The following is a 21,275-nucleotide window of genomic DNA, read 5'->3' as shown; positions in this document are numbered from 1 at the left end:
CTTGTAGAAGAATTAAAATGCACCCAAAGCGGTGTTTGGGTACATTCCGATATGCTTGTTCCACTAAAGAGTACCCTGTTAGTTTAAGAAAAACGACCTTAAGTTTTTAATTATAGGGCAATGTCATTTCACATAAACATCAAATAAAAATGTTATTTTTCCTTTATCCCATGTCGCATTTAGTTCATAAATATAATATCCTTCTTCAGACGGCAAGATTATTTCGTTATCTTTCATTTCAATACGTTCAATTGTGTCATCTTCATTAACCTTAATCATTTCAACGGAAGAAGGTTTTTTATCAATCTCTAATTTCAAAGTATCTCCTTTTTCGGCTTCTAATGTTTCAAAGTTACCCGCTAATTTAACTCTATCGTGAGGACTTATATCTTTTACTTCCATATTATTTTCTTTCCATTCGTAATTACTTGGCATCATTATATACTGTTCGCCATTCGCAGTAATTTTGCCTTCTGGTTGTCCTATAACTTCATTATCATCCGACTTCCCGTTGCACCCAACCAAAACAAGACTAATTAAAATAGGGAAAACGATTTTTTTCATCTGAACACACTCCCTTTTAGAAACTATAGGTTATTAAAACATTCCTGCTTATTGAAGAAACCTGCATCATTAGTTGAAGTATAACCTTCCCAAACCGACGTTTGGTAACATAATTACAGTCTATTCCCGTACCCAAAATCGTATTTGGGTACTTCTTTGTATGTAAAGTATGAAAACACACGGATATGACGACCCCTTATTCCACAATCGGGAGCGATTCTTCAATAGGAAGATCGCGTTTTTCCGTTAAGGGCCATTTTGTTGAACTAACCTATTTTTCTGAAGAGTTTTAGAAAAGATGCAGATATATAAAGATAAGAGATTGGCTATACAATTTTTTATGCGAATCAAAGAACAAGCCAAGCAAGTAGAAACACCGTTTCATCGGTAGTTTGCGTCTCATCTTTATAAAATGTTGTATAACCAATGTTCAAAAGAAAAGGCATAAAAAGTTGATTTTAACAACATTCGTGCCTAAGGTATTTCTTGATTTTTAAGAAGCAAAATTTATAAAAAGCGATGCTTCTTATTATTCTAAAAGTAAGGGTTTTCAAGGTGTATTTATTTTTTTTCATTTAATAAGAAATACCTAAGTTTTTATTCATATGGTTTATCATAATCCTCAACTTTAAGCTCTTTAAGAAATTCAATAAAATTTATTCTATTTCTATATTTTTCTCTATAATATGATTTTTTACTGAGAAAATCTTCCTTAACAATATTAATAATATATAGTTTCATACGTGTTTCCTCCGCATAACCATAATTTTCTGTAAGCTCTATTAGAAAGGAAACAATATAATTAAATAATACAGGGAAATCTTTTTCAATTTCTTCCTGGTATTCAACTAAAGCTTTAATATACTTATATAACTCACTTTGTTTAGTAAAACGGAAACTGCATCCTGTATTCCAATAGCCAAGCCAAATAGAAAATATACCAATAGAATACCGTCTCAATTCTTTATCAGAATTACTAAAATATAAATAACATGGGTAATGTGGAAACGCCATTCCACCATCAAAGCCTAATATTCTGAAGCCACTGTTCAATACTTTTTTTATTTCAGCAAGAACCATATTTTTTTCTTCCCTTGTAAGGTCTTTTTGAATTTTTTTAACTTCTGAGCTCATAATAACCTCCCTCTAAAGCTGAAAATGAAGTAATGACTATTATTATTATACAGAGCCTGATATTGTCCTAAAATCCGGAGGTGATAATGTACTAAATAAGAAAGAACACTATTAAAATCTGGCAATTAAGTTAGTCGCAGAGTACATTCTTCCAAAAGTAAAGCGAGAAACGTTATTAAATTAACGTTTCCCGCTTTTTGGTAAATTCCAAAACTTTGATTTGGGAACGCTTTTTGTATGAGAACTGTATAAGATTTTATTAATTAATAGCCAAAGGTTTGTAGCTCCCAAAATTTATCGCTTTGTATAATAGTTAAATATTTAGCTTTTTCGCAATTAAATTTAATTCATAATCCAGGCCTGTTGTTGTTTTTAAGCTATCGTCAGTCGTTTCTGTAACGGTTGGAAAAACCGATTTATTTATAGTGTATTGTTTTAACTTTAAGTAATAAGCTATTGGGAAATCGGCACCATCCCACATTTCCGAATAACCGACTAGACCAAACTCTGTGATGAGTGATTCTAAACTCGTTACTATTGATGACACGAATTTATCGTAATTACATGAAAATTTCACATCAATGAATGGTCGATGTCTTCTACTATCATCTTCATATTGTTTCACTGTAACAAATAGATTTTCTTCAGCGCTTTTTATATCGGAAAGATTGAATTCCCACTCAATTAAACCGGGCTCTTGATGCCAACTACATTCTGTTTCATCTTCATAAAACTCTCGATCAATATCTGGATTCAACCGCACGATAGCTTCTAAAAATTCTTTCAATGCATCAGAAATACAACTAGCCTCAAACGAAAATTGTTGACTTGACGATTCCAGTTCGCATGTAGCCCAACCTGCATCTGTAATTTTATAATTAAATTTCATTTTTTCACCTTTTCAATTACGAATCATATTTTGAGTAGAGAACATGTCTATACGCACGTTAGTTTGGTAGCATTAATTATAGCCCAACTTCGTTTTCAAAATCGTATTAGCGAACAAATTTTTTTACGTATGGTCGTAAGCCACTCGAATATGGCAGCCCCTTATTCCACAATCTGGCGCTTTCCTTGAAGAAGGAAAGCCCTTTTTTGCGTAGAAGGGCGCTATTGTTTAAAAAGCCTATAGCTGTTAACTTATCATAAATATATTACGACAAAAGAAGCGGCTAATATTTAGCCTCTTCTACTAACTTAGTTTCAAACAATTTAAAATATCATTTGCTAAAACTTTTGAACCTGCTGCCCCTTTTAAATACTTCAAATCTCTCGTTGATAACCAATCAATTTCTTTAAGATTTAAAAGTAATTGAGCAATTTTAACAGAATCAGGTTGTTGCGATTTCTCCCAAAAATTTCCTGTAACAATTTTATTGCCTGCAATTGCCAATGCATTTAAACAAGTAATATGTGTCATGCGATAAGATAAAAAAACACACCGAGTTTCCCTTAAAGAAAATCGGTGTGTTCTGCTGCTATCTATTAATACTCGTCTTCTCTAAATCCGAAATCGCGTAAATGCGTTTGCTTGTTACGCCAATCTTTTTGAACTTTTACCCAAAGCTCTAAGTATACTTTTGAGCCTAGTAGCATTTCAATATCCTGGCGGGCACGTGAGCCGACTTCTTTTAAAAGAGCACCGCGTTTGCCGATGACAATTCCTTTTTGTGAATCGCGTTCTACCATGATTGTCGCCTGTACATGAATCATATTTTCCTTTTCTTCATGTGGCTTAATGCGCTCAATGACAACCGCAATTGAATGTGGAATTTCTTCGCGTGTTAAGTGCAATACCTTTTCACGAATCAGCTCAGAAATAATGAAGCGTTCCGGGTGGTCCGTTACTTGGTCTGCCGGGTAATATTGTGGGCCTTCAGGTAAATACTTTTCGATTGTCGATAATAAGTTTTCCACGTTGTTGCCCTGTAATGCTGAAATTGGAATAATTTCAGCAAAGTCGAACTTATCTTTATACGAATCAATGATTTTTACCAGTTCATCCGGATGTACTAAATCAATTTTATTGATGATTAAAAATACCGGTGTTTTATTGCCTTGTAACAACTCGATGATAAATTCATCACCTTTTCCGATAGCTTGTTCAGCATTAACCATAAACATGATCACATCTACTTCACGTAAAGCATTACGTGAAGTTTTCAACATAAATTCGCCTAATTTATGTTTAGGCTTATGAATCCCCGGTGTATCGATGAAAATCGTTTGAGAGTTTTGTTGTGTTAAAACACCTTGTACTTTATTACGTGTCGTTTGTGGTTTGTCAGACATAATCGCAATTTTCTGGCCGATTACTCGGTTTAAAAATGTTGATTTGCCCACATTAGGACGACCTACAATCGAGACAAAGCCCGATTTGTATCCTTTATTTTCCTGCATTTTTCATATCCTCCGTATTAAATGCACCCGGGATTAGCTCACCTACTGTTGTTTGTTGAACGTCACCATTCATATTTGTTAAGTAGACAGGCATATCCGGAGCACAAAATTCACTCATTACTTGTCGACAAGCTCCGCATGGGGAACATGGACCCGGTGTGTCTGCTACGATCGCCAGCGCTTTAAATTTCATATTGCCTTCTGACACTGCTTTGAAAAACGCCGTACGTTCCGCGCAGTTTGTCATGCTGTAACCTGCATTCTCGATATTGCAGCCATTGTACACTGTACCGTCTTCTGCTAATAATGCCGCACCTACTTTAAATTTCGAATAAGGTACATAAGCAAATTCACGTGCAATTTTAGATTGTTCCATTAATTGTTCCATGTTCATCTTTGGTTCCCCCAAAACATTATTTTTAAAACCATTTTGGTAAAAATATGAGTAGTCCGATTATAACACTTGCGAGCGCAAAAACAAGTACAGCACCTGCCGCAACATCCTTAGCCTGCTTGGCGAGCGGATGAATTTCCGGTGATGCCAAGTCCACTACACGCTCGATCGCCGTATTGATCAACTCAGTTCCGATGACAAAAGCTATGACTAAAGTGATGATACACCATTCAACGATCGATAGCCCCGTCAGTAAACCAGCCATCAGGACAATTACTGCACTCACTAAGTGAAATCTGAAGTTTTGTTCCTGTACAGCCGTAACTAGTCCTTCCATTGCATAACGAAAAGAACGAAAAAATTTACGGACGTTCATTAATATCACGACCTAGGCCGTATGACTGTAAAATCGTATCTTGCTTCCCGAACATAACTTTTTCATCTTCCGGTGTCATATGATCATAGCCTAGCAGATGCAAAAAGCCATGGACAGCCAGGAAGCCAAGCTCACGTTCAAACGTATGGCCATATTCAGCTGCCTGTTCACGAGTACGGTCTGTCGAGATGATAATATCGCCTAAAATACGTGGAATCCCTTCACCGATAATTTGCAGTTCCCCTTCACCCATTTCCTCCAATGCAAAAGAAATGACATCAGTAGGCTGGTCTTTATCGCGGTATTCACGGTTAATTTCATGGATTGCTTCATTCGTCACAAATGTCACCGACACTTCCGAGCCATCCTCGATTCCTTCCTGTTCCGCTGCATGCTGAAGCAGTTTTTCCACTAACTCCAAGTGGGATTCTTGTACTTCATTTGTTTCATCTAAAAAATCAATTAATAACATGTTGTTCCCTCCTACTATTCCTTTGGATATTCAATACGCGAGTGGAACGTTCCATTTAATGTTTCACATAATACGTCTTCTATCTTTTTCAGTTCTTTTAATGAAATATCGCATTCATCAAACTGGTCATCCTGTACACGATCCTGAATAATCGTTTGCACAAGCTTCTGTATTTTCTCTGCATTTGGGTGCTGCATTGAACGTACTGCTGCTTCAACACTGTCCGCAATACTAATGATTGCGGCCTCTTTCGTCTGTGGCTTTGGACCCGGATATCGGAATACACTTTCGTCCAATTCTTTCCCTTCTTCCTTAGCCTTAAACAAAAAGAATTTCAATGTGCTTGTCCCATGATGCTGTAGACAAATATCGATGATTTCCTGAGGCATTTTATGCTTGCGCAACAGCTCTGCCCCATCTGTAGTATGTGCAATAATAATTTCTGCACTACTCTCGGGTGCCATCGTATCATGAGGATTTGTCCCCATTTGGTTTTCAATGAAGAATAAAGGTCTTCGCGTTTTCCCTACATCATGATAATAGCAACCGACTCTTGCTAGCAAGCCATCAGCCCCAATTGCTTCACATGCTGCTTCAGCGAGATTGGCAACCATTATACTATGGTGATACGTACCGGGTGTTTCCGTCAAAATTTTCTTTAACAACGGGTGATTCGGATTCGATAATTCGATCAGACGCACGACCGATAAAAGTCCAAAAGCCGATTCGAAATACGGAAGGAGACCCATCATTAAAGCACCGGATAACAATCCTGAAATAATCGCTGCAGCAACATAAAACGCAACTTCCTTCATTCCGTATCCTGACTGTCCCATCAGTATATAAAATGCGATAAATACGATGTTAACAAGCGTTACGATACCTACCGCCTGCAAAATGTCTGTCCGTTTTTCAAGGCTGCGCATAAAAATAATTGACGCAAATCCGCCAAATAAAATGTAAAGCGCTGTATCCATCTGCAAAATACCCGATAATCCTTCATGGAAGATGATGCCTGCAGACGCAGCAGTAATGATTGTCACAATACTTGCGGTGCGGTCATTGGCTAACACGCGGACTAGCATTGTCACTAATGCCGATGGGAATATAAAGGCAATCATCAGATCAAAATTCGTTGAAATCAGTGCGATCAGTTTCATCATGATTAACGCAATCACATATACAATAATCGTCACGAGCAGTTCATTGCGCTTTGAAGCAATGTCTTTTTCCGTGCGATCAAACAGAACAAACAGGAAAGACATTTGCAGTAAAATCAAAATGATTAATCCGGCAATCGGTTTAATCGATTCTTCACTGTCCAGCATCCCTAATAGTTCAAGCTGACGATAAATTTCGCGTGTAATTACTTCGCCTTCCTGGACAATGATCTGTCCTTGCAAAATACGTGTTGGCTCAACTGCTTCCTTTGCCTGCTGTTTGGCAATGGCCGTTTTTTCTTCATCCAGTACTTCTGTTTCCACAATAGCTGCACGACCAATAACGATCGCCACACTCATTAAGCCTTCAGATATCGAAGGCTGCTGACGGATCTTGCTTTCCAGTTCATTACGGTACGGCAGCAAGCTATCCTTACGAAGCGGATAATTTAAGTTCACTTCAACCAATGTCGCCAATGCATCACGTGCAGACTCAAGATTTGCTTGTGATGCACTTAATACATTCAGCAACTGTGCATCCGATAAAATCAGATTTTGATGGTTATCAAATATATCTTTTAATCCGGTACGCAGCATTTTTATTTGTTCGGCTTGGGGTATTTCTTCCTCTGCCTCTTCAATATCCTTCTTCACTTCCAATGCAATATCAAAAATGGTTGTCACAAAAGTTGCACGCTGACTTGGCACTTCATCTTTATATATGTATACAGGGTCTACGGCTTTCTCCGCATTTTCCCTTTCTATTTCTGTCTTTACCGTATCTTCCACTGTTTTAGATGAACGAATGGTTTCCGGTGATAATTCAGTTAGTTGGATATCATATGTAACGCCCCGAACATTATCAATCATCAGGAAAAACTGCAGGAGTGCAGTAGCCGCAAGGACGATGAATAACAGTGCGCGAAAGCTGATTAATTGGATGAGCTTGTTAAATCTTTTTATGATCATGCACCTCCCTTTGTTTCTATGTTCATTTTATCAAATTTATATGTTGGGTGTTACGAAAAGTACGTATGTTTTTCAAATAAATGTCTTTCCACCTACTAATGGGTGGAATAATTCCTCCTCTTAGTTTATATACGGAGTTTTTTCCAATAAGTTTCATGCTATTTTTCCCAATAAAAAACTTTCAACCTTTAAATAAAAGTTGAAAGTTCCATTTTTTATAATTCCTGCTCTGTGTAAGCCTGAATGACTCTCGCTACTAATGGGTGACGGACAATGTCGCCCTGTGCTTGACGCTTCGCTTTCGGCACAGAGGATTACTACCCTTTATAATTCCTGCTCCGTGTAAGCCTGTATTACTCTCGCTACTAATGGGTGACGGACTACGTCACCTTGCTCAAGTATTTGGAAATGGATATCTTTTACATAACGTAATGTACGCTCTGCAATAATCAGACCGGACTCCGTGTTTTTAGGTAAATCAATTTGTGTTTTATCGCCTGTAATGACCATTTTTGAGCCAAAACCTAAACGCGTTAAAAACATCTTCATTTGCTGATGCGTTGTATTTTGAGCTTCGTCTAAAATGACGAATGCATCATCCAATGTACGGCCACGCATATACGCTAAAGGTGCGATTTCAATCGTCCCGCGCTCTATTAGACGCTGCGTCTGCTCCTGTCCATAAATGTCATGAAGTGCATCATAGAGCGGACGTAAATACGGATCGACCTTTTCCTTCAAGTCCCCCGGTAAAAACCCTAATGACTCTCCTGCTTCAACGGCAGGACGTGTTAAAATAATCCGTTTTACATGACCATTTTTTAATGCCTGTGTAGCCATCACAACCGCTAAATACGTTTTACCGGTTCCGGCAGGTCCAATTCCGAAAATCAGGTCTTTATGACGGATTGCCCGGATGTATTCACGTTGCCCAATCGTTTTTGCACGGATTGGCTTGCCTTTTGTATTACGCGCAATTTCTTCATCATATAACTCCGCATAATATTCAATTGTGCCTTTGCTGGCCATTTCAATGGCTGTTGACACATCACGCTGATCGATATTAATATTTTTTCGTATAACTTTCAATAACGCTTCTAAAACGGCATATGCTTGATTTTTCTTTTCTAAATCATCGCCTGCAATTTGTATGACTTCCCCACGCGTAATAATTTGTACGCTATAAGTTTCTTCAATCAATGTTATATTTGCATCTGACATTCCTAAAAGCATTACAGCTTCATTTGGATTGTCTATTTGAAGCTCAACATATTTTTCTGACATACTCATTCTCCTTGGTGAATTGGATGTGGTTGTGCGATATTTTCATTAATTAAATACAAGACTTTCCCTTTAACTGTATCATCATCACTGTGGACGTGCAAAAGTTTTTCTGCTTTTATGGCGGTTTCAAGTGGTAATGAAGAAATCATCTTTTCGTGCAATAATGGCAAGATAGTCGTTTCTACATCCTTTTCACTTATCTTTTCCTTCTTTTTATGAAACATTCGATAAGGCTTATACGTTACAAAAGTCTTTAACGGTTCAATAGACATCTGTTCTATTGCTGTCCCGATTTTCTCCCAGTTCACGTCATACTTCCAGCCATGATCATCCAATACTTCAATTTCGATTGTTTTAGGAACAGAAAATGATGTTTCAAGCCAGTAATCAACAAACACTTCGCCTTCTGCACCAACAATGATTTCTTTATCCCCATGCTGCAAAACACCTGAAACGAGAATATCTCCCTTGTATACCGTCATATTTTGTTCCACTTGACGAACTCCGCGCTCAATTTGGAAATGAGTTACGACACCACTGTTGTTCGCCACTAAATGCTGGTTCTTATTTACTTTTGGTACCGGCTCAATCTTTGGCGCCAATTGCGGATTAATCGTAATCTTACTTCCATTTTTCATAATATGTACCCATGAAAACTCCCGAAACTCCTTCATCATCGTCTGTCTGATTTCATTATCGGATAAAAACGTTTTTTTCGGTACAGGAAACTCCACACCCATTTCCTTTTGCAGATAGTGTGCCACTTCATCTTCCAGCTCGATTGTGGCGGCATCAACTTCAACTTGCCATACAAACCGTGACAGTATGATCGGCAGGACGATTAACATGATGATGCCAATCGCCGTAACCATATCTTTTTGCAGAATTCTCTCCGGCTCGCTGTAACGGACTGTAATTTTAACTTTCGCTTTTTTTCTTAGTCTGCGCAGTAAAGACAAGTTACTATGCGCTACTTGGAAAGTTATTTCGCTCTGTTTAAAATTCAAGTTGAAAATCCGGATTTTATGCTCTTTCATCAGCATAATAAAAGCACTAGCTTCTTTAGATTGCTTTAGTTTAATTGTTATAAGCTTTTTATAGGATTTACTCATTTTGCATTCCGCTCAATCGTAAGCTTCTGCAGATTTTTACATTGAATTAAAAAACCTTCTTCGAATAAATGCTGGACTTCCACTTCCCCTGCATGAACATACATCGTAAAATCTTTAGTTGTACAGTTATATTCAGTCGGGGTTACATCACCTATCGTATAGGAACCATCATAGCGGATATCCATAAAAGAGGTGATTTGCAATTTATTGTTTTTAGGAAATAAATTTTTCAATAAAAGCCTCCTTTTTACGTCACTATATGCTTGGAAAAAAGAAGGCATGTATAGATAATTTTATCCCGCATTAACGGGTAGTAAAACTACCCGTAAAAGCCCGATTGGTTTAACTAACAATCAGTTGGGGGTTGATGAAAGACCCCCACTGATTGAAGTTTCACTTTATCCCGCATTAACCGGTAGTAAAACTACCCGTTAATGGCTGATTGTTTTTACTTGATCGGAATTTCCCAGTTTGCAAAGTCACCCAACGCATCACCGGAACTTTCGCTTTCCGGCTCCTTAAATGCAGCTGGAACCCGCATATTCAGTGATTTATTTTCATCGTATATGTGCTGAGGAATCAAATAAGTCACGTTAAAAGTCGTTTCCATTTGAGGATTCACCATAATTTGCTCGTTCTCAACAGAAGACGACAGCTGCTCTATTTCATCCTGCTCTGATGTTTGAATTGTAAAATCCGGCGTATAGTAGACAATTTGGCTGTACTCATTTTCAATAGTGCCTTTAATTTCAAGAATTAATTCTCCCGGCTCAGCGGAAACCTTATTGACCGTATAGTCGAGCTTTAAAGTGACACCTTCCATACTATGTGTCAATGACTCCTCACTCTCATATACAGTAGACGTTCCATCCGTCTCCAAAAGTGCTTCTTCCTCTTCTTTACCGCATGCGGCCAATACTAAAATAAGAATTAACAATAACATCCATCTTTTTTTCATGTCTGTATCCCCCTCTCATAATAGATATACCCGTTTCCGCATAAATTTAGTTACTGGTTTTCTATACTATGTAAAAAAACTACCTATTCCCACATTACGTTGAAATAGGTAGTCTCGTATTATTTTTTTCTTGCTTTAGGTGGGCCCAGAACTTCTGTCATAATAATGGCCTGCATTAAATCACGTTTGGTCGATGGCACAACTTGGAAGGCTTCTGCTTCTTTTTTGGCCATTGCAACAATTGGACGCTCCTTTAATGAACGAGGATTATTGATCTTGTCAGTTACTGGTTCCACGATTGAGCGAGCAGCTTCAACAGGTTTTTCTACTTGTTTAGGGAGCTCGCGTTCTATTCTTTGACTTACTGGTTTTGCTTTTTCATTCAGCTGGCCGAATACTTCATTCGCAAAATCCTCCAATGATTTTGGACGTTTTTGCTCTGTTCGACGTTGAACTTCCTGTTTTCGAGGAGCAGGTTGACTGCTAAATGGCGGCATCTGTTTTGATTCTTTTTTTTGCTGTTGTTCTTTACCTTTACCCAATAAAGAACTGACAATAAAGACAATCACCATAATGATAATTCCTTCCATTTAGTGCTCACTCCTTTCCTCGATTATTTGTTTTTCGGATCTTTGTTGTCGTCATTCGAAACTTTTGAGATCGAATCACGCATTGATGTGTCCGCCTGAATATTTTTGTAGTTCATGTAATCCATAATACCGAAGTTGCCAGAACGTAGCGCTTCTGCAAGAGCCATTGGAACTTCTGCCTCTGCTTCTACTACTTTTGCTTTCATTTCCTGAACTTTTGCAATCATCTCTTGCTCGCTTGCTACGGCCATTGCACGACGCTCTTCGGCTTTTGCCTGAGCGATGTTTTTATCTGCCTGTGCTTGCTCGATTTGAAGCTCGGCACCGATGTTTTTACCGATATCAACGTCCGCAATATCGATCGATAGAATTTCAAATGCCGTACCAGAGTCTAAACCTTTAGATAAAACTGTTTGAGAAATTAAATCCGGGTTTTCCAGTACTTTTGAATGTGATGCACTAGAACCTAGTGTCGAAACGATACCTTCACCAACACGGGCAACGATTGTTTCCTCACCAGCACCACCGACTAAGCGGTCGAGGTTTGCACGTACTGTAATACGCGCTTTTGCTTTTACTTCAATCCCGTTCATCGCAACACCGGCAATAAATGGTGTTTCAATTACTTTCGGGTTAACCGACATTTGTACCGCTTCTAAAACGTCACGGCCAGCTAAGTCGATTGCTGCTGCACGTTCAAATGTTAACTCAATATTCGCTCGGTGTGCCGCGATCAATGCATTGACAACACGGTCTACGTTACCACCTGCTAAATAGTGTGATTCCAATTGGTTAATCGATACTTCTAAACCGGCTTTATGAGCCTTAATTAAAGGATTCACAATACGCGACGGAATTACTCGACGTAAACGCATTCCGACTAATGTGAAAATACTTACTCTTACACCTGCTGCTAGTGCACTAATCCATAGTGCAACCGGAACAAATGTGAAAAATACTGCCAGGATAATAAATGCAATGACTAATCCGACAATTAATGTTATTGTTCCTGCATCTGCCAACATATTCATACTTATTCTCCACCTCTTCCAATAAATTCTCTTACGACAATACGAGAGCCTTCTACTTTCACTACTTCAACTGTTTTACCAGCATCAATATAACCGCCTTGTGTTACAACATCAAGACGTTCCTGGTCAACAACAACGGTTCCTGATGGTCGCAACGGCGTAATAGCCTGCCCTGTTTTGCCTATTAATTCAATTCGGTTTTTGTTTGAAACATAACCTTCTTCCGTCGTCGTTGCATCTCTCAGCACGAGACGGTTGAACATATGCAACTTTTTCCCGAAGAATTTCATAAGTATCACCATTCCTATACCTGCAATTATCATTGCGATTAAAATCGAATAAGCCATATGAACAAAGCTTTCCCCTGCAAAAAGCAAACTTCCTATCATTAATGCGCCACCGATAATACCAACTATACCACCTGGTACAAATAGCTCGGCAATGAGTAAAATAAGTCCGATTACAAAAATGATGACTGTTTCATATCCGGCAAAACCTGCAATCGTATGTCCAAAGAAGAACATACCTAATGAAGCAAGCCCCATTGTCCCTGCAACACCAAAGCCTGGTGAATACAGCTCAACAACTAATCCGATACTTGCAATCGACAGTAAAATAGGAACGATAATCGGATTTGTAATAAAGCGTGCCAGTTTTTCAGCAAATGTTAGCTCAACTTTTACTACTTCGCTGCCATCAAGGTTGGTGATTTCAAGCAGTTCCGTTATCGAAGCAACAGTGCCTTCTGAGTACTTAACTTTTTCCGCATCTTCTGCAGTTAAAGTGAGGAGCTTTCCTTTAGGGGCTCTTAGTTCAGGCAAATCGTAGTCGTTTCTGACCATTGCCTGCGCATATATAGGATCCCTGCCGGAGTTTTCGGCAGCCGAAGTCATTTTGGCAAGCCAGTCGCTTTCCGCCTTTTCTCCTGCTGTGTTACCGGAAGAATCGATGACCGCCGCAGCACCCATTGTTGCGTTTGGTGTCATATAAATTTTATCAGCATGTAAAGCAATATACGCACCAGCAGACAGCGCATCCGAATTGACGAATGCAATAATCGGTATATCGATTGCATCCATCAGCCTGCCGATTTCCGAAGCCGCAGCAACAAATCCGCCGGGTGTATGCATATTCAGAATAATTGCTTCTGCGTTATTACTTTTTGCTTCATCAAATCCACGCTTTAAATGCTCCACCAAACCTTTTTCAATTTCATTATTGATGGATATTTCATACACTTTACCATCTGCAAATGCTGTTAAAGAAGGAAACATTAATACGAATGACATGACCATCAGAAAAATCCAACTAATCCCTTTCGTTCGTCTCAATTTTATCACCCCTTTAGCTAAGTTATGTACAGTTAATTCTACGGATGAGATGAAGAAAAGTTTCAATTTTTTTTAAATACCTAAAAAAAACTTCCTCCTATATTATTTGCTAACATATACCAATTATACGGTACTGATCGCTAATTATTAAAAGTTTCTCGAAAACGCTTTCTTTCTCTTCTCTATTATGGTTGATTTGAAGAATAAAAACAAATGCAAATACCCCGCAGTTATATAAATAACTGCGGGGTATATCATTTGTCTGCTCAGTTAAATCTGAAAATTGCGTGTTATGAACGTAGGGTTTTTACAGGGAAAATTACCACTTACGTTTACGTGCAGCTTCTGATTTCTTTTTACGTTTAACGCTAGGTTTTTCGTAGAACTCGCGCTTTCTAACTTCCTGAATTGTACCTGATTTTGATACAGTACGTTTGAAGCGACGAAGAGCATCTTCAAGCGATTCGTTTTTGCGAACGACAGTTTTTGACATCTCTCTTTCCCTCCCTCCGAACACACGTCATACATGCATTAACTGTTAGTTAATGTGTACTAAAGTAGTATAGCGTATGATTAAAAAAGAGTCAACAAAAACTATCGAATTAGTAATTAGAATCTGATTTTAGACCATTCATAATAGCAACACCAGAAGAAGCGCCAATTCGAGTAGCACCATTCTCAATCATACGTTGCATATCTTCAAGGCTACGAACACCGCCGGATGCTTTCACACCAAGATCCGGACCGACTGTTTTACGCATTAATGCGATATCTTCAGCTGTCGCTCCACCTGTTGAAAAACCAGTAGATGTTTTAACGAAATCGGCACCTGCTTCAACAGAAAGTTCGCAAGCTTTTACTTTTTCTTCATCCGTTAATAGGCAAGTTTCTATAATTACTTTCACTAATGTACCATTTGCAGCGTCTACTACTGCTTTGATGTCATCACGAACTAAATCGTAATTTCCGTCTTTTAGAGCACCAATATTAATAACCATATCGATTTCGCCAGCACCGTTTGCAATCGCATCTTTTGTTTCAAATGCTTTTACTGCAGATGTTGTAGCACCTAACGGGAAGCCGATAACTGTACAAACTTTTACGTCTGACCCAGCTAATTGCTCTGCACTGAATTTAACCCATGTAGGATTTACACATACTGAAGCAAATCCATATTGCTTTGCTTCTGCACAAATTTTTTCTACTTGATCTTTTGTAGATTCAGCTTTTAATAAAGTATGATCAATCATTACTGCATAATTTTGAGTCATTTCTCATTACTCCTTTTACTAAACATTAGTTGTCCGTACATCTATAGTTTAGCATGTATTTTAATTGACGCAAATTATCAGACAACTTAAATTATTCGTCTGAATAGGCAAATTTTGTACGAATAATTTTTCTGTCCAAAGGTTCACCGGTATCTGTGACATACTGAATATTTAATTCAGGAATATTACGGTGGACTAACTGGTACGTTAAAATATTTTTAATTAAATGCTCTTGTGCCAAATCAAATGCTTCTTCGCCTAAAAGTGCATCATCCGATAATACAATTTTCCAATTTGAAAAGTCTTCATTAGCATCGATATGTGTAATTCCATCTTCTGTACTTTGCTCACTCGTTTCTTTGTACTGCTCCAGGAATTGTTCCGTTTGTTGCGCAATTTCAGTTAATTGTTGCTTATTAATCTCTAAAGAAACGGCACCATTCGGCTGAATAGTTTTATAAACGTCCGATGCTTTGTACTCGATATTAAGCGAGCCGTAATGCTGGGCTACTTCCGTTGGGATATTGACTTCTACCATAGCCGATTCACTTTCTACTGTTGGTTCTTCTTTTTTCTCCGTGCAACCATATAATATAAATAGAATTGCAGCAACCATCCATATTTTCTTCATATAAATTGCTCACCTTCTTTGCTTGTAATCGGGATAAACATAATGTTCCAAATAATAGTGTTGGCTTGTCCTCTACATAATATACTTAAACTTCCATTAGTTTAGGACTAACTATTTGTAAATTAATATGCTGTAAAAAAATACATAACGTTTCGCCCGATCATAAAAACTTGCGCACACTATTTTCTCTACCCTATTTTTTATTATTAAAATGAATTAGTGTTATTAAAGGAGAACAACGGACAAAAAGAGGAATTGCATAGTGCAATCCCTCTTTTTTATCAAGCATATTATTAAATTGCCTGGCCTTCCAATACGCGAACGAATTGTCCTTCGTTGTACGGGTAGCCTGCTTTAGTAACTTTAACTTTTACAAGCTGGCCGACCATTTCTTCTGTGCCTTCAAAAATTACTTTTAAGTAGTTCGTTGTATAGCCGACATATAGGTTTTCGTTGTCGCTATCTTTAAAGCGCTCTTCCGGAATGACTTCCAGCACTTCCCCTTCAAAACGAGAAGCATATTCTTTTGCAAGCTGGTCATTCAGTGCAATCAAGCGGTGAACGCGTTCGTTTTTGATTTCTTCATCAACTTGGTCTTCCATTCTTGCTGCAGGTGTACCTGTACGTTGAGAGTACGGGAACACATGTAGCTCAGAGAATTTATGATCGCGGATAAAGTTGAATGTTTCCATGAACTCTTCTTCTGTTTCACCCGGGAAACCTACGATTACGTCAGAAGTAACCGCTAAGTCAGGTAAAGCCATTTTCAGCTTTTCCAGACGCTCTGCGAAAAATTCCATCGTATATTTACGACGCATACGTTTTAAAACTGTATCTGAACCCGATTGAATCGGAATGTGTAAGTGGTTTACAACAATTTCAGAGTTTTGCAGTACATCAATTACTTCATCTGTTAATTGAGATGCTTCAATTGAAGAAATACGTAAACGTTTCAAGCCTTTTACTTGCGCTTCCAAGTCACGCAACAGCTGTGCTAAGTTATAGTCTTTGAAGTCTTGTCCGTATCCGCCGGTGTGAATACCTGTTAGGACAATTTCCAAATAACCCGCATCCACAAGCTGTTGAGCCTGGCGAATAACTTCTTCCGGATCACGTGAACGCATTAAGCCGCGCGCCCAAGGAATGATACAGAACGTACAGAAGTTATTGCAGCCTTCCTGAATTTTCAGTGAGGCACGAGTACGGTCAGTAAATGCCGGTACATCTAATTCCTCATACACACGGTTTTTCATAATATTACGTACCGCATTGATCGGCTGGCGCTCGTTACGGTATTGATCGATATATCCAAGCATTTTCTCGCGGTCCTGAGTACCTACAACGATATCGACCCCTGGAATTGCCATAATTTCAGCAGGTGAAGTTTGTGCATAACAGCCAGTAACACAAATAACCGCATCCGGATTTTGACGGATAGCACGACGAATCACTTGGCGTGATTTTTTATCCCCAGTGTTTGTTACTGTACATGTATTAATAACATAAACGTCCGCCTGATGATCGAACTCAGTACGCTCATATCCCTGCTCTTTAAATAGCTGCCAGATTGCTTCTGTTTCATAGTGGTTTACTTTACACCCTAATGTATGTAGAGATACGGTTTTCGTACGTTCGTAACTCATAATTTATATCATCCTTTCAAGGTTAGCACTTATCTATTTTACTCCGGCGAATTGCCTCTTTTTAGTCGACCGGTAGCATGCTCTTCATTCTCTAAATGAAGAAAAATATCAACGTGTTTTATAATAGCATAAATCGCTATACAAAGCCTATTTTTTTAACTACTTGTTAAACTACCGGCTTTCTTCTACAGATGTAGCCGGAGAGATATGTTCTTCACTGTCGGAAATCTGCTGCAGTATTACCTGTCCATTCGGTAAATCCATCAGTGATAAAGCTGCCTGTTTTCGAACATGGCTATTTGGATCAAGCATTAACATTTTCAGATAAGTGTATGAATCATCCTCTTTGACAAAACGTAAAATTTCGGCAAGCAATAGACGCTCTTCCCAAAGGGCTGAATGAACAAACACTTCATAATGCTTCACATGCGAAATTTTGCCATACGACGAAATGGCTCTTAATGCTCGAAGACGGATTCCCGGACACTCGGACACCAATAACTGTTCAAATAATGCAAGGTATGAAGGATTCATGTTCATGTTCAGGCATGAAAACTCCAGAAACGCTAATTTCAGCTGAATCGGCAATTCTTCAAAATGATCTTTAAAGTAGTCACAATAACTATTCTCAATATTCGATAGCAACAGATGGTACTCACTATCATAAAAAGTCAATCTAGGCTTATACATATGCGCCAAAAATAAATTTCTATTATATTTCGCTGCAACCTGTAACATTAATAAATATTCTTCGATCGAGCCGGTTCGATTATCTTTTAGCCGGCGTTCGATTAACGGCACTAAAAATTCCAGCTCCAAAATCAATGTGCGCTGTAAAACATGTAGACGGACAGTTTCATCACGGCTATTCAATTGCTCCACATAATAGTTTTTCATATTTAATGCAGCATATGTTGAAGCTCTCTCCAGGATTTCTTCTTTATTCATCGTTGTAACATACGAAACAAAAATAGTATCAATTGCCGCCAGCTCATTCTTTGTAGTAGAATGATTCCGAAGAGGCTTGTTTAAAACTAAATAATTATACCAGTCCCTTTCATTTTGCTGGATATAGTTATTAATTTTATTAAAAGAGTGTTTCTTTCTGTTCTTACGATAAATTGCATAAAAATAAATACATAATAAAATAAAAAGCATTACACTACAGATAATTAAGATCCCTTTTAAAATTTCTTCAATCTCCATTATTATCGCGACCCTCTCAATCTGTTTTCCATGTTATTTACTAATATATCACCTTTTTCCGTTATCTTTATACAACCAATTTTTTCTCCTGTCTCCAATACTTCATTTATATATGGAATTTGACCCAATTTTTTGGTTATTAATGGGGAGTCTTTATGAATTTGTTTTGGAAAATTTATGTACGGACAAATTCCGGTTCTTTCGAAAATAAAGAAGAAGACAGACAAAATAGACGGAGTAGTTCCGCCTATCAACTTAGTCTATATTATAAAGTATCATTTGTTTTCTTTTGCAATCCAGAACGTGTTAAGCTTCCCCAATCGTTTTTACCCCGAATAAAGTACCAGAATCCTTGAAGACGGAAAACAACCATTAGCGGACGGAACCAGAACACTTCCGATAATGAATACAATAATAGTTTTACCGAATCCCGGATACGTGGATAAGTACCCATACTCCATGCTTCCAGCAAAATAGAAAACATCGAAATGACGGTACTGTAAATTAAAAACAGGACAAATAAAGTAAGAGCCGATTCCAAATAGATGTTCCCAATTACAAATGATAAAATGACATATATATATCCCAATAGTTCAACAATCGGGCCGATTAATTCAATAAATACAAAATACGGAACAGATATGAGACCGATTTGTTTGTATTTCGGATTGAGCAGCATCCTACGGTTCAGCATAAGACTGCTTAACAGCCCCTGATGCCATCGTCTCCGCTGTGTTTTTAAATCCTTTAGATTATCCGGGGCCTCTGTCCAGCATACCGGATCGGGAATAAATTCAATCGATTTTTTTATTTTATTCTTCAGTAAATAGTTGTGCAGCCGGACGACCAGTTCCATATCTTCGCCGATCGTATTCTTATTGTAGCCACCGACTTTTATTGTATATTCTTTCGAAAAGACACTAAACGCACCGGAAATAATTAATAATAAATTAAAACGGCTCAGCGCAATTCTTCCCATATAAAAAGCACGTAAATATTCAATAATCTGCATGACGACAATCGGATTATTCGGGACAACCGATTTCAAAACACTGCCGTACTCGATTTCCGAACCGTTTGCTATACGCACACTTCCACCTGCAGCAATGACTTTCCCGTTGGAAGAGACAATCGGCTTCATCACCTGCAGCAATGATTTAGTGGATAAAATTGAATCACCGTCAATCGAGCAAAAATAAGGAAATCTTGATACATTTATGCCTGCGTTTAACGCATCGGCCTTCCCTCCATTTTCCTTGTCTACTAAAACAATATTGTAATGGAGCTTCGACTGGTAAATGCCCCTGATTTCCGCTGACGGCAGCTGATTCTGTACAGTCCGGAAAACAGGCTCCATCTTAAAGACATCAATCACTGTCTGCAATGTCGAATCTTTTGAACCATCGTTTACAATCACGATTTCATATTGCGGGTATTCAAGTGTCAATAAAGATTGAACCGTACTGATAATACCGATTTCCTCATTATAAGCCGGGACAATGATTGAAACAGGCTTCGAATAAACCGCATTTAAATTTACCTTTCCTTCCAAATTCTTATCCAGATTCCTGTCTTTCCTCAACTGTAAGAAAGCAAAGACCAGCATTAATGAATAAACCAATATAACAAATAACATGTATATAAAAATTAATGAACTGAACACTTCGTTAAACCAATAAAGTATGTTATCTAGATTCATTTATCATCATCCTAACTTCATGACTTCCCTTGCCATATCTGCTGCATACAAATCGTTTTCACTGTCGATTATTTGCTGTAAAATTACTCGTCCGTTTGGCATATTCAGTAAAGATAAGGCTGCCTGTTTACGTACTTGCCAATTTGAATCAGCCATTAACCGCTGAAGATTTTGATAAGATACCTCTTCTTTTACAAACCGCAAAATTTTCGCCATCATCAGCCTCTCTTCCCAGCTGGCGGAATCGACAAAGCGCTCATACAGTTGGAAATCAGAAACCATCCCGAATGATGCAATCGCTTTTAGAACTCGAATTCTTAACTCCTGATCTTCCGATGTTAACAAACGCTCATAGAAAGAAAGAAAATCATTACTTACATTTGTGCTTAAACTCAGAAAATCAAGAAGGGCAAGTTTCAATCCGATTGGCAAAGAATCAAAATGGCTTGTGAAATAGTCGATATAGCCTTCATCAATTGTCGATAACAAAAGTTTATATTCATAATCATCCAAAGGTAATCTTGGCTTATAAACATGGGCATAAAATAAATTCTGATTATATTTCGCGACTACCCGCAGCATTAATAAATACTCTTCCATCTCATAATCTCGTTTTCTTTTTAAACGCCGCTCAATGAGGGGCACTAAAAATTCCAGCTCCAGCAGTAATGTACGCTGCAATACATTCAAACGGACCGATCGATCACGGCTTTTTATTTGCTCGATATAATAATTCTGCATATTCGATGCAGCGTATTCGGAAACTTTGGTGTGAATAGAAGCATTATTAAGCGTTGTCAAATAGGAAACAAACAGATGATCAACCGCCTTCATTGTAATTTGATTTTCCGGCCGGTGATCCAGCGGTTTGTTATAAACAAGATAGTTATACCATTGCGTTTTATATTGTTCGAAATACGCATTCATCCTTTCATTGATTCGATTTCTTTTCGTCCCTTTATAGACTAAATATATAAATATACATAAAATAACGATCAGCATGATAGTGCCGGCAATAACCGCCCCGACTAAAAATTGACGATCTATCAT

At 38.0% G+C, this 21,275-nt stretch carries 23 protein-coding genes; all 23 read right to left on the bottom strand.

Annotation, left to right across the window (positions count from 1 at the left end):
- Window positions 1-123: 123 nt before the first annotated feature.
- A complete protein-coding gene (locus MKY07_RS05565; protein ID WP_339264040.1) occupies window positions 124-564 on the bottom strand; it encodes a hypothetical protein in 441 nt (146 codons plus the stop codon).
- Between the two features lie 597 nt (window positions 565-1,161).
- Window positions 1,162-1,698, bottom strand: a complete 537-nt coding sequence (locus MKY07_RS05560) for a carbamoyl-phosphate synthase small subunit (RefSeq protein WP_339264039.1) — start codon at window positions 1,696-1,698, stop codon at window positions 1,162-1,164.
- Between the two features lie 313 nt (window positions 1,699-2,011).
- The gene (locus MKY07_RS05555; protein ID WP_339264038.1) at window positions 2,012-2,587 is read right to left on the bottom strand and encodes a hypothetical protein; all 576 of its coding nucleotides are present in this window, start codon (window positions 2,585-2,587) and stop codon (window positions 2,012-2,014) included.
- A 303-nt stretch (window positions 2,588-2,890) separates the two neighbouring features.
- Window positions 2,891-3,091 carry a hypothetical protein gene (locus MKY07_RS05550; protein WP_339264037.1) on the bottom strand — a complete coding sequence of 67 codons (201 nt, stop codon included), beginning with the start codon at window positions 3,089-3,091 and terminating at the stop codon, window positions 2,891-2,893.
- 92 nt (window positions 3,092-3,183) lie between these two features.
- Window positions 3,184-4,098, bottom strand: a complete 915-nt coding sequence (gene era / locus MKY07_RS05545) for a GTPase Era (RefSeq protein WP_008403129.1) — start codon at window positions 4,096-4,098, stop codon at window positions 3,184-3,186.
- Window positions 4,085-4,492 (bottom strand): cytidine deaminase, encoded by a 408-nt coding sequence (locus MKY07_RS05540; protein WP_008403130.1) that lies wholly within the window; start codon window positions 4,490-4,492, stop codon window positions 4,085-4,087. The genes era and MKY07_RS05540 overlap by 14 nt, the downstream gene beginning before the upstream one ends.
- A 25-nt stretch (window positions 4,493-4,517) precedes the next feature.
- The gene (locus tag MKY07_RS05535) at window positions 4,518-4,868 is read right to left on the bottom strand and encodes a diacylglycerol kinase family protein (protein WP_008403131.1); all 351 of its coding nucleotides are present in this window, start codon (window positions 4,866-4,868) and stop codon (window positions 4,518-4,520) included.
- Entirely contained in the window at window positions 4,855-5,340 is a 486-nt protein-coding gene (gene ybeY, locus MKY07_RS05530) for an rRNA maturation RNase YbeY (RefSeq protein ID WP_008403133.1), read from the bottom strand. Before ybeY ends, MKY07_RS05535 begins: the two co-directional genes overlap by 14 nt.
- A gap of 14 nt (window positions 5,341-5,354) precedes the next feature.
- Entirely contained in the window at window positions 5,355-7,469 is a 2,115-nt protein-coding gene (locus MKY07_RS05525) for an HDIG domain-containing metalloprotein (RefSeq protein WP_065217027.1), read from the bottom strand.
- A gap of 324 nt (window positions 7,470-7,793) precedes the next feature.
- Window positions 7,794-8,753 (bottom strand): PhoH family protein, encoded by a 960-nt coding sequence (locus MKY07_RS05520; RefSeq protein WP_008403135.1) that lies wholly within the window; start codon window positions 8,751-8,753, stop codon window positions 7,794-7,796.
- Window positions 8,754-8,755: 2 nt separating this feature from the next.
- Window positions 8,756-9,865 (bottom strand): sporulation protein YqfD, encoded by a 1,110-nt coding sequence (locus MKY07_RS05515; protein WP_339264036.1) that lies wholly within the window; start codon window positions 9,863-9,865, stop codon window positions 8,756-8,758.
- The gene (locus tag MKY07_RS05510; RefSeq protein WP_008403137.1) at window positions 9,862-10,098 is read right to left on the bottom strand and encodes a hypothetical protein; all 237 of its coding nucleotides are present in this window, start codon (window positions 10,096-10,098) and stop codon (window positions 9,862-9,864) included. The genes MKY07_RS05515 and MKY07_RS05510 overlap by 4 nt, the downstream gene beginning before the upstream one ends.
- A 215-nt stretch (window positions 10,099-10,313) precedes the next feature.
- Window positions 10,314-10,823, bottom strand: a complete 510-nt coding sequence (locus tag MKY07_RS05505; RefSeq protein ID WP_339264035.1) for a hypothetical protein — start codon at window positions 10,821-10,823, stop codon at window positions 10,314-10,316.
- 119 nt (window positions 10,824-10,942) lie between these two features.
- Window positions 10,943-11,413 (bottom strand): hypothetical protein, encoded by a 471-nt coding sequence (locus MKY07_RS05500; protein WP_339264034.1) that lies wholly within the window; start codon window positions 11,411-11,413, stop codon window positions 10,943-10,945.
- A 23-nt stretch (window positions 11,414-11,436) separates the two neighbouring features.
- The gene (gene floA / locus MKY07_RS05495; protein ID WP_008403140.1) at window positions 11,437-12,444 is read right to left on the bottom strand and encodes a flotillin-like protein FloA; all 1,008 of its coding nucleotides are present in this window, start codon (window positions 12,442-12,444) and stop codon (window positions 11,437-11,439) included.
- Window positions 12,445-12,446: 2 nt separating this feature from the next.
- Entirely contained in the window at window positions 12,447-13,775 is a 1,329-nt protein-coding gene (locus tag MKY07_RS05490) for a nodulation protein NfeD (protein ID WP_065217032.1), read from the bottom strand.
- Between the two features lie 319 nt (window positions 13,776-14,094).
- Complete coding sequence (rpsU, locus tag MKY07_RS05485; RefSeq protein ID WP_004227078.1) at window positions 14,095-14,268, bottom strand: 30S ribosomal protein S21; 174 nt, start codon at window positions 14,266-14,268, stop codon at window positions 14,095-14,097.
- A gap of 109 nt (window positions 14,269-14,377) precedes the next feature.
- Window positions 14,378-15,046, bottom strand: a complete 669-nt coding sequence (gene deoC / locus MKY07_RS05480) for a deoxyribose-phosphate aldolase (RefSeq protein ID WP_008403142.1) — start codon at window positions 15,044-15,046, stop codon at window positions 14,378-14,380.
- A 91-nt stretch (window positions 15,047-15,137) separates the two neighbouring features.
- Window positions 15,138-15,677, bottom strand: a complete 540-nt coding sequence (locus tag MKY07_RS05475) for an adenylate cyclase (RefSeq protein WP_339264033.1) — start codon at window positions 15,675-15,677, stop codon at window positions 15,138-15,140.
- 293 nt (window positions 15,678-15,970) lie between these two features.
- A complete protein-coding gene (gene mtaB / locus MKY07_RS05470; RefSeq protein WP_339264032.1) occupies window positions 15,971-17,320 on the bottom strand; it encodes a tRNA (N(6)-L-threonylcarbamoyladenosine(37)-C(2))-methylthiotransferase MtaB in 1,350 nt (449 codons plus the stop codon).
- A gap of 171 nt (window positions 17,321-17,491) precedes the next feature.
- Window positions 17,492-18,526 carry a HEAT repeat domain-containing protein gene (locus tag MKY07_RS05465; protein WP_339264031.1) on the bottom strand — a complete coding sequence of 345 codons (1,035 nt, stop codon included), beginning with the start codon at window positions 18,524-18,526 and terminating at the stop codon, window positions 17,492-17,494.
- A gap of 265 nt (window positions 18,527-18,791) precedes the next feature.
- Complete coding sequence (locus MKY07_RS05460) at window positions 18,792-20,225, bottom strand: glycosyltransferase (RefSeq protein WP_339264030.1); 1,434 nt, start codon at window positions 20,223-20,225, stop codon at window positions 18,792-18,794.
- 6 nt (window positions 20,226-20,231) lie between these two features.
- Complete coding sequence (locus MKY07_RS05455; RefSeq protein ID WP_339264029.1) at window positions 20,232-21,275, bottom strand: HEAT repeat domain-containing protein; 1,044 nt, start codon at window positions 21,273-21,275, stop codon at window positions 20,232-20,234.

The organism is Solibacillus sp. FSL W7-1472, from assembly GCF_037969775.1.
GTDB lineage: Bacteria > Bacillota > Bacilli > Bacillales_A > Planococcaceae > Solibacillus > Solibacillus silvestris.
The sequence above is the reverse complement of the archived record's forward strand: the minus strand, read 5'-3'. Positions and strand labels throughout refer to the sequence as shown.

Bases quoted from the DNA above. Each gene is read 5' to 3' on its own strand.
- MKY07_RS05565 (WP_339264040.1), bottom strand. From the start codon at position 564: ATGAAAAAAATCGTTTTCCCTATTTTAATTAGTCTTGTTTTGGTTGGG.
- MKY07_RS05560 (WP_339264039.1), bottom strand. From the start codon at position 1,698: ATGAGCTCAGAAGTTAAAAAAATTCAAAAAGACCTTACAAGGGAAGAA.
- MKY07_RS05555 (WP_339264038.1), bottom strand. From the start codon at position 2,587: ATGAAATTTAATTATAAAATTACAGATGCAGGTTGGGCTACATGCGAA.
- era (WP_008403129.1), bottom strand. From the start codon at position 4,098: ATGCAGGAAAATAAAGGATACAAATCGGGCTTTGTCTCGATTGTAGGT.
- MKY07_RS05540 (WP_008403130.1), bottom strand. From the start codon at position 4,492: ATGAACATGGAACAATTAATGGAACAATCTAAAATTGCACGTGAATTT.
- MKY07_RS05535 (WP_008403131.1), bottom strand. From the start codon at position 4,868: ATGAACGTCCGTAAATTTTTTCGTTCTTTTCGTTATGCAATGGAAGGA.
- ybeY (WP_008403133.1), bottom strand. From the start codon at position 5,340: ATGTTATTAATTGATTTTTTAGATGAAACAAATGAAGTACAAGAATCC.
- MKY07_RS05525 (WP_065217027.1), bottom strand. From the start codon at position 7,469: ATGATCATAAAAAGATTTAACAAGCTCATCCAATTAATCAGCTTTCGC.
- MKY07_RS05520 (WP_008403135.1), bottom strand. From the start codon at position 8,753: ATGTCAGAAAAATATGTTGAGCTTCAAATAGACAATCCAAATGAAGCT.
- MKY07_RS05515 (WP_339264036.1), bottom strand. From the start codon at position 9,865: ATGAGTAAATCCTATAAAAAGCTTATAACAATTAAACTAAAGCAATCT.
- MKY07_RS05505 (WP_339264035.1), bottom strand. From the start codon at position 10,823: ATGAAAAAAAGATGGATGTTATTGTTAATTCTTATTTTAGTATTGGCC.
- MKY07_RS05500 (WP_339264034.1), bottom strand. From the start codon at position 11,413: ATGGAAGGAATTATCATTATGGTGATTGTCTTTATTGTCAGTTCTTTA.
- floA (WP_008403140.1), bottom strand. From the start codon at position 12,444: ATGAATATGTTGGCAGATGCAGGAACAATAACATTAATTGTCGGATTA.
- rpsU (WP_004227078.1), bottom strand. From the start codon at position 14,268: ATGTCAAAAACTGTCGTTCGCAAAAACGAATCGCTTGAAGATGCTCTT.
- deoC (WP_008403142.1), bottom strand. From the start codon at position 15,046: ATGACTCAAAATTATGCAGTAATGATTGATCATACTTTATTAAAAGCT.
- MKY07_RS05475 (WP_339264033.1), bottom strand. From the start codon at position 15,677: ATGAAGAAAATATGGATGGTTGCTGCAATTCTATTTATATTATATGGT.
- mtaB (WP_339264032.1), bottom strand. From the start codon at position 17,320: ATGAGTTACGAACGTACGAAAACCGTATCTCTACATACATTAGGGTGT.
- MKY07_RS05465 (WP_339264031.1), bottom strand. From the start codon at position 18,526: ATGGAGATTGAAGAAATTTTAAAAGGGATCTTAATTATCTGTAGTGTA.
- MKY07_RS05460 (WP_339264030.1), bottom strand. From the start codon at position 20,225: ATGAATCTAGATAACATACTTTATTGGTTTAACGAAGTGTTCAGTTCA.
- MKY07_RS05455 (WP_339264029.1), bottom strand. From the start codon at position 21,275: ATGATAGATCGTCAATTTTTAGTCGGGGCGGTTATTGCCGGCACTATC.